General features: G+C 62.3%; 15 protein-coding genes. 11 read left to right on the plus strand and 4 right to left on the minus strand.

Translation table 11 applies throughout. From position 1 onward, the window contains the following. Window positions 1–240: 240 nt before the first annotated feature. The 4 genes from NKJ15_RS03580 to NKJ15_RS03595 all read left to right on the plus strand — a co-directional run bounded on the left by NKJ15_RS03580 (window position 241) and on the right by NKJ15_RS03595 (window position 5,664). Window positions 241–2,190: a PrkA family serine protein kinase gene (locus tag NKJ15_RS03580; protein WP_352449545.1), complete on the plus strand. Its 1,950-nt coding sequence runs from the start codon at window positions 241–243 to the stop codon at window positions 2,188–2,190. A gap of 19 nt (window positions 2,191–2,209) precedes the next feature. Next, entirely contained in the window at window positions 2,210–3,532 is a 1,323-nt protein-coding gene (locus NKJ15_RS03585) for a YeaH/YhbH family protein (RefSeq protein ID WP_352814062.1), read from the plus strand. Next, a complete protein-coding gene (locus tag NKJ15_RS03590) occupies window positions 3,532–5,070 on the plus strand; it encodes a SpoVR family protein (protein ID WP_352814063.1) in 1,539 nt (512 codons plus the stop codon). The genes NKJ15_RS03585 and NKJ15_RS03590 overlap by 1 nt, the downstream gene beginning before the upstream one ends. 102 nt (window positions 5,071–5,172) lie before the next feature. Further along, complete coding sequence (locus NKJ15_RS03595; RefSeq protein WP_352814064.1) at window positions 5,173–5,664, plus strand: DUF1772 domain-containing protein; 492 nt, start codon at window positions 5,173–5,175, stop codon at window positions 5,662–5,664. A 117-nt stretch (window positions 5,665–5,781) separates the two neighbouring features. On the opposite strand, the gene NKJ15_RS03600 is transcribed toward NKJ15_RS03595, so the two are convergent. Both NKJ15_RS03600 and NKJ15_RS03605 read right to left on the minus strand, forming a co-directional pair. Further along, complete coding sequence (locus tag NKJ15_RS03600) at window positions 5,782–6,027, minus strand: hypothetical protein (protein WP_023720508.1); 246 nt, start codon at window positions 6,025–6,027, stop codon at window positions 5,782–5,784. 48 nt (window positions 6,028–6,075) lie between these two features. Further along, window positions 6,076–8,076, minus strand: coding sequence for a protein-L-isoaspartate(D-aspartate) O-methyltransferase (locus NKJ15_RS03605; RefSeq protein WP_352814065.1), 2,001 nt, complete (start codon window positions 8,074–8,076; stop codon window positions 6,076–6,078). A gap of 300 nt (window positions 8,077–8,376) precedes the next feature. On the opposite strand from NKJ15_RS03605, the gene NKJ15_RS03610 reads away from it, so the two are divergent. Next, window positions 8,377–10,788, plus strand: a complete 2,412-nt coding sequence (locus tag NKJ15_RS03610) for a phosphoketolase family protein (protein ID WP_352814066.1) — start codon at window positions 8,377–8,379, stop codon at window positions 10,786–10,788. Continuing rightward, window positions 10,788–11,969: an acetate/propionate family kinase gene (locus tag NKJ15_RS03615; RefSeq protein WP_352814067.1), complete on the plus strand. Its 1,182-nt coding sequence runs from the start codon at window positions 10,788–10,790 to the stop codon at window positions 11,967–11,969. Before NKJ15_RS03610 ends, NKJ15_RS03615 begins: the two co-directional genes overlap by 1 nt. A gap of 16 nt (window positions 11,970–11,985) precedes the next feature. Here NKJ15_RS03615 and NKJ15_RS03620 read toward each other — a convergent pair whose 3' ends face one another. Beyond that, a complete protein-coding gene (locus NKJ15_RS03620) occupies window positions 11,986–12,201 on the minus strand; it encodes a KTSC domain-containing protein (RefSeq protein WP_352473055.1) in 216 nt (71 codons plus the stop codon). A gap of 111 nt (window positions 12,202–12,312) precedes the next feature. On the opposite strand from NKJ15_RS03620, the gene NKJ15_RS03625 reads away from it, so the two are divergent. Continuing rightward, on the plus strand, window positions 12,313–12,915 hold the full coding sequence (locus tag NKJ15_RS03625; protein WP_352814068.1) for an alpha-ketoglutarate-dependent dioxygenase AlkB: 603 nt from the start codon (window positions 12,313–12,315) through the stop codon (window positions 12,913–12,915). A 54-nt stretch (window positions 12,916–12,969) separates the two neighbouring features. Here the strand turns inward: NKJ15_RS03625 and NKJ15_RS03630 are convergent, their stop codons facing one another. Next, complete coding sequence (locus NKJ15_RS03630; RefSeq protein ID WP_352814069.1) at window positions 12,970–13,434, minus strand: NUDIX hydrolase; 465 nt, start codon at window positions 13,432–13,434, stop codon at window positions 12,970–12,972. Window positions 13,435–13,553: 119 nt separating this feature from the next. Between NKJ15_RS03630 and ku the strand changes: the two genes are divergently transcribed. The 4 genes from ku (at window position 13,554) to NKJ15_RS03650 (ending at window position 16,863) form a co-directional block, all read left to right on the plus strand. Continuing rightward, window positions 13,554–14,387: a non-homologous end joining protein Ku gene (gene ku, locus NKJ15_RS03635; protein ID WP_352814071.1), complete on the plus strand. Its 834-nt coding sequence runs from the start codon at window positions 13,554–13,556 to the stop codon at window positions 14,385–14,387. 93 nt (window positions 14,388–14,480) lie between these two features. Next, window positions 14,481–15,881: a PAS domain-containing HWE histidine kinase family protein gene (locus tag NKJ15_RS03640; protein ID WP_352814073.1), complete on the plus strand. Its 1,401-nt coding sequence runs from the start codon at window positions 14,481–14,483 to the stop codon at window positions 15,879–15,881. 75 nt (window positions 15,882–15,956) lie between these two features. Beyond that, window positions 15,957–16,328 (plus strand): avidin/streptavidin family protein, encoded by a 372-nt coding sequence (locus NKJ15_RS03645; RefSeq protein WP_352539868.1) that lies wholly within the window; start codon window positions 15,957–15,959, stop codon window positions 16,326–16,328. 118 nt (window positions 16,329–16,446) lie between these two features. After that, window positions 16,447–16,863: an HD domain-containing protein gene (locus NKJ15_RS03650; RefSeq protein ID WP_352539867.1), complete on the plus strand. Its 417-nt coding sequence runs from the start codon at window positions 16,447–16,449 to the stop codon at window positions 16,861–16,863. Window positions 16,864–16,865 lie beyond the last annotated feature (2 nt).

A 16,865-nucleotide genomic window follows, 5' to 3' on the forward strand; every position in this document is an offset into this window, starting at 1 on the left:
GGACCCGAACCGTTCCTCCGTCTTGTTGGGAGTCGTCAGCGGGGCGCGGTGCAATTCAGGATTTTATGCCTCGGTCAGGACGTTGCACGCCTTGTCTGCACTCAGGATGTCCTTATCTAGACTCTTATCCTTCGATCACATGCACTCTCTGCGAAGTGAAGGGAACCACAAGGGCTTTCTGACATTTGGTTGTTCAAGAGACAAACGTGCAGCCACACCGGCTCCGGGGCTAGGAATACCATGCGTGAGAATCAATCCGACGTCTTCGATCTGTTTTCCGAGGTTTACAAGAATGCGGCTCAGGAGGAGATAAGCCTCCAGCAATATCTGCTTGCCTGCCGCGAGGACAAGTCGATGTACGCCTCGGCACCCGAGCGGATGGTCGAGGCGATCGGCGAGCCGACCTTTGTCGATACCAGCAAGGACGAGCGGCTCGGCCGTATTTTTTCGAACCGGACGATCAAGATCTATCCAACCTTCGCCGACTTTTACGGCATGGAGGATACGATCGAGCGTATCGCCGGTTATTTCCGCTATGCCTCGCAAGGGCTCGAGGAACGCAAGCAGATCCTCTATCTGCTTGGCCCGGTCGGCGGCGGCAAGTCCTCGCTTGCGGAGCAGCTGAAAAGGCTGATGGAGCAGCGTCCGATCTATACGCTGAAGGTCGGCGGCCAGGTCAGCCCGGTCTTCGAATCGCCGCTCGGGCTGTTCGACCCCGACCGCATGGGCGACCTTTTGGAGGACAAATACGGCATCGCCCGACGGCGGCTGAACGGCCTGATCTCGCCCTGGGCGGCCAAGCGCCTCGACGAATTGTCCGGCGACATCTCCAAATTCAGCGTCGTCAAGCTGATGCCGTCCAGGCTGCGCCAGATCGGCATTGCCAAGACCGAGCCGGGCGACGAGAACAACCAGGACGTTTCGGCCCTGGTCGGCAAGGTCGACATCAGGCAGCTGGAAAACTTCAGCCAGTCCGATCCGGACGCCTACTCCTATAGCGGCGGGCTGAACCGGACGACGCAAGGGCTGCTCGAATTCGTCGAGATGTTCAAGGCGCCAATCAAGGTGCTGCATCCGCTGCTGACCGCCACCCAGGAAGGCAGCTACAACGGCACCGAGAATTTCGGCGCTTTCCCCTATCAGGGCATCATCGTTGCCCATTCCAACGAATCGGAATGGCTGCAGTTCAAGAACAACAAGAACAACGAGGCGTTCCTCGACCGCATCCTGGTGGTCAAGGTGCCGTATTGCCTGCGCGTCACCGAAGAGCGGCAGATCTACGAGAAGCTGTTGCGCGAAAGCGAATTGGCTAACAGCCCCTGCGCTCCGGAAGTGCTCGATATCCTCAGCCGGTTCACCGTCTCGACCCGCCTGGCCGAACACGACAATTCGCCGCTCTACACCAAGATGCGCGTCTATGACGGCGAGAACCTCAAGGAAACCGATCCCAAGGCGAAGTCGGTCCAGGAATACCGAAACGCCGCCGGCGTCGACGAAGGCATGACCGGCGTCAGCACCCGCTTCGCCTTCAAGATCCTGTCGCAGACCTTCAATTACGACACCGAAGAGGTGGCGGCCGATCCGGTGCATCTGATGTACATCCTTGAAGAGGCGATCAAGCGCGAGCAGTTCCCGAAGGAGACCGAGGCGGACTATCTCGATTTCATAAAGTCGGAGCTGGCCACCCGTTATGCCGAGTTCATCGGCCACGAGATCCAGAAGGCCTATCTGGAATCCTACAGCGAATACGGCCAGAACCTGTTCGACCGCTATATCGCCTACGCCGATGCCTGGATCGAGGATCAGGACTACAAGGATACCGATACCGGCCAGATCCTCAATCGCGAGGTCTTGGACAACGAATTGTCGCAGGTCGAAAAGCCGGCCGGCATCGCCAATCCCAAGGACTTCCGCAACGAAGTGGTGAAGTTCACGCTGCGCGCGCGGGCCAGAAACCATGGCCGCAACCCGTCATGGACAAGCTATGAGAAGCTGCGCGAAGTCATCGAGAAGCGGATGTTCGGGCAGGTCGAGGACCTGCTGCCAGTGATCAGCTTCGGCTCCAAGCAGGACAGCGTGACGGAGAAGCGGCATACCGAATTCGTGCAGCGGATGATCCAGCGCGGCTACACCGAGCGCCAGGTCCGCCGGCTGGTGGACTGGTACATGCGGGTGAACAAGGCGGGTTGAAGCCAGCCCGGGGTAACATATGCCGATCTTCATTGATCGCCGACTGAACCCGAAGGACAAAAGCCTCGGCAATCGGCAGCGTTTCCTGCGGCGGGCGCGCGAAGAGTTGAAGCGCACCATCCGCGATCAGATCCGCGCCGGCAAGATCGCCGACGTGGACGCGGAGCATGCCGTTTCGATGCCGGTGCGGGGTACCGGCGAGCCGAGCTTCAACGATGCCAGGAACAGCGGCAGCCGCCAGCACGTCCTGCCCGGCAACAAGCATTTCACCCCAGGCGACCGGCTGCCCAAGCCCGGCCAGGGCGGCGGCATGGGATCAGCCCCGGGAAGAACCGAATCGGAGGACGATTTCCGTTTCGTGCTGTCGCGCGAAGAGGTTCTCGACCTCTTTTTCGAAGACCTCGAACTGCCGGACATGGTCAAGCTCAACCTCAAGGAGATCCTCGCTTTCAAGCCGCGCCGGGCCGGCTTCGCCGCGACCGGCTCGCCGACCAACATCAATGTCGGGCGCACGATGCGCAACAGCCATGGCCGCCGCATAGCACTCCGGCGCCCCAAGCAGGAGGAACTCGACGCAATCGCGCAGGAGATCACGTCGCTGGAGGCGAAGCCGCAGAACGCCGAGATGCGCCAGCGCATCGTGGCGCTGCAGGAAGAGCTTGAGCGACTGGAGCGCCGCCGCAAGCGAATCGCCTATGTCGACCCGGTCGACATCCGCTTCAACCGCTTCGACGCCCAGCCGGTGCCGAATGCCAATGCGGTGATGTTCTGCCTGATGGACGTGTCCGGCTCGATGGGCGAACGCGAGAAGGATCTGGCCAAGCGCTTCTTCGTGCTGCTGCACCTGTTCCTGAAACGGCGCTACGACCGGACCGAGGTGGTCTTCATCCGCCACACGCACGAGGCGCAGGAGGTGGACGAGGAGACCTTTTTCTACAACACCCAGAGCGGCGGCACGGTGGTTTCCACGGCGCTCGAGGAGATGCACCGCATCGTCGAGCAGCGCTATCCCAGCCGCGAATGGAACATCTATGTCGCCCAGGCCTCGGACGGCGACAATTTCGTCACCGATTCGGAGCGCTGCATCACCCTGCTCGACGAACAGATCATGCGGCTTTGCCAGTATTTTGCCTATGTCGAGATCCTCGACGAGCGCGAGAGCCACATCTTCGGCGCCACCGACAACGGCACGTCGCTGTGGCGTGCCTACAGTGCGGTCAAGCTGAGGTGGTCGAACTTCCAGATGAGCCGCATCGCCACGGCGGCCGACATCTACCCGGTTTTCCGCCAGCTCTTCGCCAGACAGCCGGGTTATCAAAAGAGCGGTGAAAGAGGGGGCTGATGGCGAGCAGATCCGGGTTGTTGTTTTCCGGTTCCGAATGGGATTTTAGGACGCTGTCGCGCGCTTACGAGACCATCGAGGCGATCGCCACCGAAGAGCTCCACCTCGACGTCTATCCGGTACAGATGGAGATAATCTCGTCCGAACAGATGCTCGACGCCTATTCCTCGGTCGGCATGCCGCTGATGTACCGGCACTGGTCCTTCGGCAAGCACTACCTCTACCAGGAATTGCTCTATCGCAAAGGCGGACGGGGGCTTGCCTATGAACTCGTCATCAATTCCAATCCCTGCATCGTCTATCTGATGGAAGAAAACACCATGGCCTTGCAGGCCCTGGTGACGGCGCACGCGGCACTCGGCCATAACCATTTCTTCAAGAACAATTATCTGTTCCAGCAGTGGACGGACGCCAGCGCCATCCTCAGTTATCTCGACTTCGCCAAGGGTTACATTGCCCGCTGCGAGGAGCGGCATGGCGTCGATGCGGTGGAAGAGATCCTCGATGCCGCACATGCGCTGATGGAGCAGGGCGTGTTCAGATATCACCGGCCGCCGAAGCTGTCGTCGGAAAAGCAGCGCGAGGGCGTTCGCGAGCGCCTGGAATACGAGGAGCGTTCCTACAATGACCTATGGCGCACGCTGCCGCCTTCGAAGGACGGCGCCAAGCCCCGCGAGACGGACATCATGGCGGAACGCAAGAAATCGCTCAAGCTGCCCGAGGAAAACCTGCTTTATTTCCTGGAGAAGAACAGCCTGATCCTGGAACCCTGGCAGCGTGAGGTCATCCGGATTGTCCGCGTCATCGCGCAGTATTTCTATCCGCAGCGCCAAACGCAGGTGATGAACGAGGGCTGCGCCACCTTCGTGCATTACACGCTGATGAACCTTTTGTTCGACCGCGGCCTGATCGGCGAAGGTGCCATGCTGGAGATCCTGCGCAACCATTCGAATGTGATCTTCCAGCCGGGCTTCGACGATCCGCGCTTTTCCGGTATCAACCCTTACGCGCTGGGCCTCGACATGATGCAGGACATCCAGCGCATCTCGACCGCGCCGACCGCCGAGGACCGCGACTGGTTTCCCGATATCGCCGGCAATGGCGACTGGCGCCAGACCCTGCTGGACGCCTGGGCCAACCATCGCGACGAGTCCTTCATCCGCCAGTATCTGAGCCCTACCCTGATCCGGAAATGGCGGTTCTTTGTGCTTGCCGATGCGGCCAACGATCCGCACTACGAAGTCGCCTCGATACACAATGAGCGCGGCTACGAGAGCATCCGCGCCGCACTCGCCCACAGCTACGATATCGGCGCCAGCCGGCCGGACATCCAGGTGGTGGACGTGGACCTGCTCGGCGACCGGCATCTGCGCCTGCAGCATAAGGTCAAGGACGGCATAGTGCTGGAAGGCGGCAGCCGCGACGCCACACTGCGGCATATCCGCAAGCTCTGGGGCTACGAGGTCAGCATGGTCGCGGTCGACGCGCAGACCGGCGCCACAGTCCACGAACGGTCGACCAGCCAGATCGGGGAATGACCGAACCGGACTTGCCGGCGAAGTCGGGTGTCGTTGCCTTTACCGGATCACCAACCACCCTATCTACGCGCGCACCACGAGGGCATGGTCGGGAGCAGGAACATGCGCGCATTGACGATCGCCACGCTTCTGCTGGTCGCCGTCTCGATGGCGCTCTCGCTCGCGCACGCTCTGGAATTGCCCGGCAAGTTGCGCCTCAAGGAGGCCACCTACAGATCAGTGCAGGCGATCTACTATCCCGGCTTCACGATCGGCGGGTTCGCCGAGATCGGCGGCATCATTGCACTCGCCGTCCTGCTTTACCTGACGCCCTATCCAAGCGCCCGATTCTGGTGGACCTTGGCGGCGCTTGTCTTCCTGCGTGCGGAGCACGCGACCTATTGGTTGGTCACGCACCCCGTCAATAATTTCTGGGTGCAAGACACTGCCCTGCCGAAATCCGCCGCGACGTTCTTTTCAATGTTCTCTCGAAAGCAGACCGGCGACTGGAGAGATTTGCGCAACGTCTGGGAGGCTTCGCATGTCGCTAGGGCAGGCCTGGCGATACTGAGCCTCGTCTCAATTGCTGTCGCCGCGACATTTTTTGCCGAATAGCCCCAGGGATCAAGACGGCGCCCTCGTCCGCCAATTTTGCGGCCACGAACGCTGCATCCGTCAGATCAGGGAACGGAGCCGGAGCCGTATTGTCTTAACGTCAAGCGATCCGGCCGTTCAGCGGTCGGCGCGATGCTTGTTGTGGGCGCTTTCCTGGTGCTCGCCGCGGATGATGTTGCGATCGTCGGGATCGGCAATATCCTTCGGGTCCGATCTGAGCTCGGCACCGCGCCGGAACGCCTCGCGCTCTTGCCTGGTCTTTTTCAAATCCGCTTCCGCGTCGAAATCCTTGCCGGCGTTTTTCGTGTTCTCGCGCTCTTCGATGATGCGCAATTGCTGCTCATGAGTCTTTTTTCCGGCCATCGGTGACCTCCTTCTTTTGATTTTCCGCTTTCCCAGGGTCCAAATTCGCTACAGCCCGAAAGGATAGGTCTCGGGAAGGCCTGTCCCCGCATGTTCCGGCCCAAGCGGCGTCACGGCACTGGTTTCATCGAACCAGACGAAAGCATCGAACTGGCGGGCGAGCGAGGCGTCCGCATAATGGCTGTGGAGCTCGGTTTCGGGCCGGTAGATGACGCCGATAAAGCGTTCCAGCCGGCGCTCCAGAAGCCGTTCGCGCAGCGTGTCGTCGCGCTCGAAATCGAGCAGGAAAGGCGAGACGCCGCTGTCGTGGCAAAGCCGCTCATAGCTGTCGTTGTGGGAAGGCCGAACCGGTTTCACTTCCATGTCGCCGTCCCAGTCGGTGGCGGCGGCCACCGTCCCGGAATGCGTACTGAGCCCGATCAAGGCAACCTCGTCGCCAAAACGCTGGCGGCAGAGCTGGCCGATATTCAGTTCGTCCCTGACGATCCCCATTTCGGTATAGCGGGCATCGCCGATATGGGAATTATGTGCCCACACCACCGCCTTGGCATTCGGGCCGCGGGCCTGCAGCAGGTGCTCCAGCGTTTCGAACATGTGGGTGTCGCGCAGGTTCCAGGATTGCGCGCCGCCATAATACATGGTGCGGCAATAACGCTCGGCGGAGGCGACCAGGCGGGCGTTCTGGGTGGCGTCGAGGAAATCGATACCGTCCTGCTGCGCATAGTCGAGCTCTCTGGAAAGCAGTTCCCGGCATTGCTCGAGCACGGCCTTCTCGCATTTCTGGTAACCGGAGGTGAGTGCGACACGGCCATAGGTGGCCGGGTCGTTCTGCCACGGCGTCAGGCAGCCATAGCGTTCGCGCGCGATCCTCGCCGCCTGCGGATCGACCCGGTCGAGATATTGCAGGACCGCCGCAATCGATCCGCCCATATTGTAGATGTCCAGGCCATAGAATCCGGCCCGCCGGGAGGATTTGCTGATCCGCTCATTACGCACTCGCATCCAGTCGACGAACGCCGCGACGTCGGTGTTGCGCCACATCCAGGTGGGAAAGCGCTGGAACGGCGGCGCGGCGCCCGGCCGCCGCGGCCGATGGCGGACATAACGGTCGATCGCCGCGGCATCGGGCCAGTCGGCCTCGACCGCGATGATGGTGAAGCCATGCTTCTCGATCAGCCTGCGAGTGATCGCGGCGCGCGCGCGGTAGAACTCCGACGTGCCGTGGCTGGCTTCGCCGAGCAAGACGACGCGGCGGTCGGCAAACCGGTCGAACAGCGCACCGAAGGCCGGATCGTCGAAATCCGGAAGCGGCTCGGCGGCGGCCGCGATCATCTGCGGCAGGCTGCTCCTGCGCTGATGCCGGTGCGGAAGCTCGGCCGCTATCTGGCTGTCGCTGCCTGGCTCGCCCCAGCCTTGCTCGCCGATCAGCGGAACAAACCGCACGCCGCCGAAATCCTCCTCGGTGTAAGTTGCTGCGCCGGTCCGGGTGACCTTGAGCAGACGCTGCGAGTCGAATTCGTCGCCGACCGGGATGACAAGCCGGCCGGCGACGTCGAGCTGTTCCTGCAGAGCGAGAGGTGCGCCGGGTCCGGCGGCCGCAACCAGGATCGCATCGAAGGGTGCCGCCTCGGGCCAGCCCTTGGTGCCGTCGCCGGTGCGGACTTCGATATTGTCGTAGCCAAGCTTCTTGAACCGCTGCCTTGCCGTTTCAGCCAACGCGGCGTGGCGCTCGATCGTGTAGACGCGTTCGACGATCCGGCTCATTACGGCAGCCGCATAGCCTGATCCGGTGCCGACCTCAAGGACGTGGTCACCGGCTCCGATCTCCGCCATTTCGATCATGAATGCAACGATATAGGGCTGCGATATCGTCTGACCTTCGGCGATCGGCAGCGGCCCGTCCTCATAGGCGAATTCTTCGAAACCAGGCTCGACGAAAGCCTCGCGCGGGACCTCGCGCATCGCTAGAAGGACATTGCGGTCGCGAATGCCACGGCGGCTCAGGTGGATATCGACCATTTGGTTGCGGGCATGGGAGAGATCGAGCATCTTTCTGCTCCTCCTAGGGCTTCCGCTGCAATCGCCCAACCTGCTCAACGGCACTTCGGCCGGCTCATATCTCAGGGCCTCGGCGGTCCCCTTGGATTCAAGCAATGCGGTGCATCTTCCTAACCGTTGGCAAGCCCCGAGGTTCCCCAAAGACCGACCCGCTTTTGTCTGGCGAGGCGCGTTGCAGGATCGACAAGCGGGCGCCGGCCGCGCCGCCCAAACTTATTTCGAGGCAAATCCTTTCTCCGACGCGACGCCACTCCAGATAACGACGGACGAGTGTATTCCGGAGGCATTTCCATGAACGACGAGGCCCGCACCACTACGCACATGACCGGCCTTGACCAGATCGATCTGATGGACCGCTACTGGCGCGCCGCGAACTACATCTCGGTTGGCCAGATCTATCTGCTCGACAATCCGCTCTTGCGCGAGCCCTTGCGGCCCGAGCACATCAAGCCGCGGCTGCTCGGCCATTGGGGCACGACGCCCGGCCTCAATTTCATCTATGTGCATCTGAACCGGATTATCCGCGAACGTGGTCTCGATGTCCTGTTCATCTGCGGTCCGGGTCACGGCGGCCCGGCAATGGTCGCGAACACCTGGCTCGAGGGCACCTACAGCGAGATCTATCCCGAGGTCGGCAGGGGCGAAGGCGGCCTGCGAAAGCTGTTCCGGCAGTTCTCGTTTCCCGGCGGAGTGCCGAGCCACGCGGCTCCGGAGACGCCCGGCTCGATCCACGAAGGCGGAGAACTCGGCTATGCACTGGTCCATGCCTTCGGCGCCGCCTTCGACAATCCGAACCTTGTCGTTGCCTGCGTCGTCGGCGACGGCGAAGCCGAGACCGGCCCGCTCGCCGCGGCCTGGCATTCCAACAAGTTCCTGAATCCGGCATCCGATGGTGCCGTCCTGCCGATCCTGCATCTCAACGGCTACAAGATCGCCAGCCCGACGATCCTCGGCCGCATGGAAGACGAGGCGTTGCGCAGCCTGTTCCTCGGCTATGGCTACGAAACCTTTTTTGTCGAAGGTCATGAACCTGCCGCGATGCATCGCGAGATGGCCCGCACGCTCGATACGGTGCTCGACCGGATCCACTCCATCCAGGAGCCCGCACGAGCCGCGGGCTGGAAGGGAGAGCGGCCGCTGTGGCCGATGATCGTGCTGCGCAGCCCAAAGGGCTGGACCGGGCCGAAAGAGGTCGACGGCAGACGAGTCGAGGATTTCTGGCGTTCGCACCAGGTGCCGGTGTCGAATGCACGCGGCGATGCGGCGCACCGCCAGATCCTGGAAGACTGGATGCGCAGTTACGAGCCGGAAAAACTGTTCGACAAAGGCGGCCATCTCCTGGCGGAGCTCGCGGCGCTTGCGCCAACAGGACCAAGACGAATGGGCGCAATCCCCTACGCCAATGGCGGCCTGCTGAAACAAGACCTGGTGCTTCCCGACTGGAAAGGCCTGGCGCTCGACGTACCGCGTCCGGGCGGTGCTGTCGGAGAGGCGACGCGGACCGTCGGAAGCTATCTTCGCGATGTGATCCGCTTGAATGCCGATGCCAGGAACTTCCGACTGATGGGACCGGACGAGACGTCCTCCAACCGCCTCGACGATGTGTTCGAAGTCACGGATCGTATCTGGATGGAGCGGATCGAGCCTTACGACGTCCATCTTTCCCGCGACGGCCGCGTCATGGAAGTGCTCAGCGAGCACCTTTGCCAAGGCTGGCTGGAGGGCTATCTGCTGACCGGCCGACACGGCCTGTTCTCGTGCTACGAGGCGTTCGTCCACATCGTCGATTCCATGGTCAACCAGCACGCCAAATGGCTGAAGACCTCCGGCGAACTTGCCTGGCGCAAGCCGATCGCCTCGCTCAACTACCTGCTGACCTCGCATGTCTGGCGACAGGATCACAACGGCTTCAGCCATCAGGACCCGGGCTTTGCCGATTTCGTCGCCAACAAGAAGGCCGACACGGTAAGGCTCTATTTCCCGCCCGACGCCAACACGCTGCTGTGGATCACCGACCATTGCCTGAAAACCTACAACCGCATCAACGTCATCGTCGCCGGCAAGCAGCCGGCGCCGCAATGGCTGTCCGCCGAGGACGCGGAAGCGCACTGCCAGGCCGGCGCCGGCATCTGGGAATGGGCCGGGACGGTTGCCAAGGGCGAAGAACCGGACGTGGTCCTGGCTTGCGCCGGCGACGTGCCGACACTGGAGACGCTTGCCGCAGCCGACATCCTGCGCTCGGGCATTCCGGACCTGAAGATCCGCGTCGTCAATGTCGTCGACCTGATGATCTTGCAGTCGAATTCCGAGCATCCGCATGGCTTTGCCGACGACAGATTCGACGCACTGTTCACCAGGGCCAAGCCGGTCATCTTCGCCTATCACGGCTACCCCTATCTCATTCACCGTCTGACCTACCGGCGCGCCAATCACGACAACATGCATGTGCACGGCTTTCGCGAGGAAGGCACGACGACGACGCCGTTCGACATGGTCGTGCTCAACCAGCTCGACCGCTATCATCTGGCGCTCGCTGCGATCGCGCGCGTGCCGGGGCTGGCCGAGCGGGCGAAGGAGCTTGCCGCGGCGCTGCATGGGAAATTGGCTGAGCATACGGCCTATGTCCGCGAACATGGCGAGGACATGCCCGAGATCCAGAAATGGTCCTGGCCGCAGGACGGCGCGACGAGGGCCGGCGATTGATGCGACGATCGATCCTTGCGTTGAATGCCGGCTCGTCCAGCATCAAGTTCGGACTTTACGACCTTGCAGCGTCCGCCGAGCCGGATCTTGCCTCGCGCGGTTCGCTGGATCTGGGCGATGCGCCAAGGCTGACCGCGAAAGCCGCCGATGGGGAGCTGCAGTGCGATCGACCACTTACCGCGGACGCATCACGCGACATGGGCCTCGGCCAGATGCTGCAGTGGATCGAGAACGAACTTGGCGGAAGGAAGTTGATCGCCGCCGGCCATCGCATCGTCCATGGCGGACGCGAGTTCGTCGAACCTGTCCGCCTGACGCCGACAGTTATCGAGGCTCTCGACAGGCTGACCCCGCTTGCGCCATTGCACCAGCCACGCAGCCTCGCACCAATCCGGGCGCTTGCCGCGCTGCGGCCCGACCTGCCGCAGGTCGGATGTTTCGACACGGCCTTCCATCGGACCATCGAGCCTCTGGTCAGCCGTTTTGCGCTGCCGCGCCGCTATGAGGCAGACGGCATCCACCGCTACGGCTTTCACGGGCTTTCGTACGAATATGTTGCCGGCCGGCTCAAGCAGATATCGCCCGATCTGGCGGCGAAAAGAACCATCGTCGCCCATCTCGGCAACGGGGCGAGCCTGTGCGCCATGCGCGACGGGCGAAGCGTCGATACGACGATGGGCTTTTCGGCGCTTGATGGCCTGGTCATGGGCACACGCTGCGGCGCCATCGATCCGGGCGTGCTTTTGTACCTGCTACTGGAAAGAGGCCTTTCGGGACAGGCGCTGCAAGACATGCTCTATGAGGAATCCGGCCTGCTCGGCGTGTCCGGCATTTCCGGCGACATGCGCACGCTGGAGGCCAGCGACGACCGCCGGGCCCGCGAAGCGGTGGAGCTTTTCGCCTTCCGCGCCGCCAGGGAAGTTGCCGCCCTCGCCAACACGCTGGGTGGCCTCGAATGCCTGGTGTTCACCGGCGGCATCGGCGAGCACTCTGCCCGGGCCCGCAAAGCGATTTGCGGCAGGCTTGGCTGGCTCGGCGTGGCGATCGACCAGGCCGCCAACAGCTCTCATGCCGCGCTGATGAGCCAGGCGGAGAGCAAAGTGGAAGTCCGCGTCGTGGCGACCGACGAGGAAGGTGTGATCGCCCGCCACACGCGCAAGGTGATGGAGGGGCCCGGCTGAGGCGGATGGCCTCGGCTCAGCTCGAATGGCTCTGCTCGACCAGATGGTATTTGTACCGGTCGCGAATATGCGCGTTGAAGAACCGGCCCTTCGACGAGGCTTTGCGGAATGCCGCGTGGACCTGCGGCGGCACGTCCTCGTAATCATAGCGGTTTCCGCTCGGGACGAACCATACGGAGAGTACCCTCGTCGCCGGCTGGTAATCGATGCTTCTGATCGCAGTTGAAGGCATTCTCAACAGGTCCAATCCACGCCGTCGTGTGAATAACCCTGCACGGAGAGCGAGGTTCCTTCCTGCCGAAGTAGCCTTGCCGCTACGGGCCGGCTTCACCAAATACGGTTGATGCCACCGCTCAAGACATCGGCTGCAGCCCGCCAGGGCGATCTCTTTGCCGCCGCCGACGACCTGCCGGAAGGATTCCGCTACCAGCCCGAACTGATCACGCCGGACGAGGAGGCAGCGTTGGCGAGCCAGCTCGCAACCCTGCCTTTTCAGCCCTTCGACTTCTATGGCCATCTGGCAAACCGGCGGGTCGTCGGTTTTGGGCTGCGTTATGATTACGACCGGGGCGAAGTCGTCGAGGCGCCGCCAATACCCGGCTTTCTGCTGCCGCTCAGGGAAAAGGTTGCAGCCTTTGCCCGCTTGCCCGCCGAAACCTTCGTGCAGGTGCTGATCAACGAGTACCGGCCGGGCGCCGGTATCGGCTGGCACCGCGACAAGCCTCATTTCGAGGCGGTCGCCGGCGTTTCGCTGCTGGCCGCCTGCAGCTTCCGCCTGCGCCGGAAAAACGGCACGCGATGGGACCGCAAGACGGTCACCGTCGATCCAAGATCGGCCTATCTGATGACGGGTGCTGCGCGCAACGAATGGGAGCACAGCATTCCGCCGGTTGCCGAGCACCGCTATTCGATCACGTTGCGCACGCTGCGGCCGCAACGCGCTTAAAGCAGAGCGGGAGCAAGCCCGAGCACTGCCCTTAAGAACTGGGCTGAAACAAATTCATCCGTCGCCATGCCGACCGGCAAACTCCGCCAGCATGGCGCGCTGGCCTTTCAGGATCTTGAGGTTGGCTTCAGGCAGGGAGAACCAGCCCGCTCTGTCGACTTCGGCAAATTCCTTCATCGAGCCGGACCTTGGCGGCCATTCCATGACGAAGGTGTTGCTGTTGATGGCGTCGCTGTCGAAGTCCGCTTCGACGCACCATGCGACGACGAGCTTGCCGCCCGGCTGCCGATAGCTGCCAAGGCGTTCGAAAACGCCATCGATGGCGACGCCGAGCTCCTCTTCGGCCTCGCGTTTTGCCGCCGCCAGCTCGTCCTCGTTCTCGTCGACCAAGCCCTTCGGGATCGACCATGCGCCGTCGTCCTTCTTCGCCCAGAATGGTCCGCCCGGATGCACCAGCAAGACCTGGAGATGTCCTTCGCTTCGGCGAAAGATGAGCAATCCTGCGCTGCGTTGGGCCATTCCGCTATTCCCCTGACGAAACTGAAACAAACGTCCGGGCCGGCATGTGGAACAGCCTGCCATGGCGGAACGATTTCCGCGCGCAGCCGTTCCGTCCGTTCGACAAATGAGTGATCGACATGGCGACGCCGCGAGCTGCCTGGAAGGGCTTTATGAAAGTCGGATCGGTTTCCTGTGGCGTCAAGATCATCGGTGCCGTCAGCGAGGCCGAGAAAGTGCATTTCAGGATTCTGAACCGCAAAGACGGTCTCCCGGTCAAGAGCGCCTATCTAGACGAGGAGACCGGCGACACGGTGGAGGCGGCGGAGCAGGTAAAAGGCTATGAGGTCGAAAAGGGTGAGTTCATCCATATAGAGCCGGACGAAATCAAGAAACTGAAGATGGTATCGCAGCATACGCTCGAGATCGGCGAGTTCGTGCCTGCCGCCGAAATCGACGCACGCTACCTCGAAAAACCCTACTATCTGGTTCCGGCCGATGCGCCCTCCACGGAGGCTTTCGCGGTGATCCGGGACGCCATGGCCAGGAAAAAGGTAGGAGCCCGCTCCTGCGTCGTGCTGTACCAGCGAGGCCGAGAGGTGCTGATCCAGCCGCTGGGCAAGGGCATGCTGATGACGGAATTACGCAACCACAATGAAGTGGTCGCGGCGGACGCGGTGTTCGAAGGGCTGAAGGCTCGCAAGGTCGATCCCGAGATGCTGGAAATCGCGCAATTGCTGATCGACAAGAAGCCGGCCAAATTCGACCCGTCGAAGTTCGAAGACACTTATGAACAGGCGCTGGTTGCAATGATCGAGGCCAAGCGCAAGGGCAAGAAACCGCCCAAGCCGGCACCTGAGCCCAAGACGAACGTCATCAATCTCGCCGATGTTCTGCGCAAAAGCCTGGCGCAGGAAGGCGGCAAGGCTCCCAGCAAAAAGCCGAGAACGGCCCCGAAACGCAAATCAGCCTGAATGTCCGAAAGCGGATCGAACGGAACCGAAAACGCTCGCGCGCATTTAGATGACGTAGCAATCCGTCGGCAAGCCAAGCGGAGCGGGGGACTGGTGGACGTCGTTGAACTAAGGACTGGCGGGATCCCGCAAGTTTCCTCCGCCGATCTGATGCAGGCGTTGCCTGTGGCCGTCTACACCACCGACAGACAAGGCTACATCACCTTCTTCAACGAAGCCGCTGCCGATCTCTGGGGATATCGTCCGGTTATCGGCCAGGATCGCTGGTGCGGGTCATGGAAGCTTCGCCACCTCGACGGGCGACCGATGGCGCATGACGAATGTCCAATGGCCGTTGCCTTGCTCGAGGAGCGGGACGTTCGTGGGGGCCGAGCCATCGCCGAGCGGCCGGACGGCCAACTCATCCCGTTCAGTGCGCATCCGGTCCTGCTTCGCAATGAAGCCGGCGAGGTTGTCGGCGCCATCAACACCCTGCTCGACCTGCGCGTGCAGACGCTGGCCGACGACGCCGGCATAAGGCTCGCCGCCATCGTCGAATCCTCGATGGACGCCATCGTGTCCAAAGACCTGAACGGCATTATCACCAGTTGGAACGACGCGGCACAACGCCTGTTCGGCTATACGCCCGCCGAGGCGATCGGGCGCCCGGTGACGATCCTCATCCCGCCCGACCACCTGGATGAGGAAGCCATGATCATCAGCCGCATTCGCGCCGGCGAACGGATTCCTTCATACGAGACTATCCGGCAGCGCAAGGACGGCACCCTGGTACCGGTTTCGCTCACCATCTCGCCGATACGCGACGGCATTGGGCGTATCATCGGCGCCTCCAAGATCGCGCGCGACATCAGCCCGCACAAGGAGAGCGAACGGCGCATCCGCACACTCATGCGAGAAGTGAACCACCGCGTCAAAAACCAATATTCGGTGATCGTCTCGATGATCCGCGAGACCAGCAAGCTGGCGGGGACGCCAGAGGCTTTCCTTTCACAGGTCCGGGAACGCATCATGGCGCTATCGGAATCGCACGATCTGCTGGTCGATGCCGAATGGCGTGGGGCGACTATCGGCGAATTGATCCATGCCCAGACCAAGGCCTTCGCGACGCAGGCCCGTCTGTCGATGAGCGGGCCGATGATCATGCTGCAGCCGAACGCGGTGCAATATCTCGGCATTGCCTTTCACGAGCTGGCCACCAATTCGGTAAAGCACGGAGCGCTGTCGCACTATGACGGACGGGTCGAGGTCGAATGGACCATGACGCCAGCCGCCGACGGCAGCGACGGCTTCCGCTTTGTCTGGCGGGAACTGGACGGGCCATTGGTGGATGAAAACACGCGACGCGGGTTCGGAACGGTTGTGCTCAAACGCGTCACGCCGCAGGCGCTCAGTGGCACCGGCCGCCTGGAATTCGCCAGGCACGGCATCACCTGGACGCTGGAAGCGCCGCTGCGCTTCGTTCAGATGTCGATGGCTGGCATCGCGGCTGATTGAAGGCCGCTACACCGGCCGCGGCTTGGCGGCCGTGTGGCAGCACAATCCCCATGGAGGCAATCAGGAGGAGCAGCGATGAGTTGGCTGGGCATCTGGCAAAACCAGTACGGGTCGGTGGTCGAACTGACCAGCGAAGAGGGCGGACGGATCAGCGGAACCTTCAGGACGGCGCTGGAGGACAGCGCCTTTTTCGGCATGACCGTGCCGCTGTTCGGAGCTTGCCATGGAGATGTCATCGGCTTCACTTGCGCGGCCGAAGGGCGGGTCGGAGCCGCAGCGGTGAGCTATACCGGCATTCTCAGGGATGGGAAGCTGGAGATGCTGTGGCACACCGTTGCGGATGCCGCTTTGTCGGCGGAAAAGGAAGGTGCCCCGGCCCGAGCCAGGAAACTGCCCGCCTGGCGCGCCTTTGGAACCAGCCTCGACAGTTTTGAACGCGTGTCCTGACGCCTCGCGCCCGCCGCTCGCAAGTGAGGCAGCAGGGTGCCGCGGCGCGTAGGAACTCGCACCGACGATGGCGCGTTGGTGCGCCAGGACATGCTCTGTTCGTTACGGGGTCGACCCAATGAGCGTGCTTTATCGCGCAGCGAAAATCGCCGAACAGGCTCATGCCGGGCAGGCGGACAAGACAGGGCGGCCATATATCGAACATTGCCGCCGGCTCGTCGATGCCGTCGAAACGCTCGACCAGAAAGCTATCGCCTATCTTCACGACGTCATCGAAAAAGGCGACGGCTGGAACCGCGACCGGCTTGAGGCGGCCGGGTTCGGGCCGTCCATCGTGTCTGCCGTCGACGCCATGACGCGGCTGCCGAACGAGGACGATGCCGCGTTCGTTCGCAGGGCTGCGGCCAACCCGCTGGCGTTGCCTGTCAAGCGCGCCGATCTTGCCGACAATCTATGGCAGGCACGGCAGATCGGGGCCTCGACGGCGAAATACGAAGACGGCCTGCGCATCCTCAGAGAAGAGTTCGCGAGCTGACG

This window comes from Mesorhizobium sp. M0207, from assembly GCF_040321995.1.
Classification (GTDB): Bacteria; Pseudomonadota; Alphaproteobacteria; order Rhizobiales; family Rhizobiaceae; genus Mesorhizobium.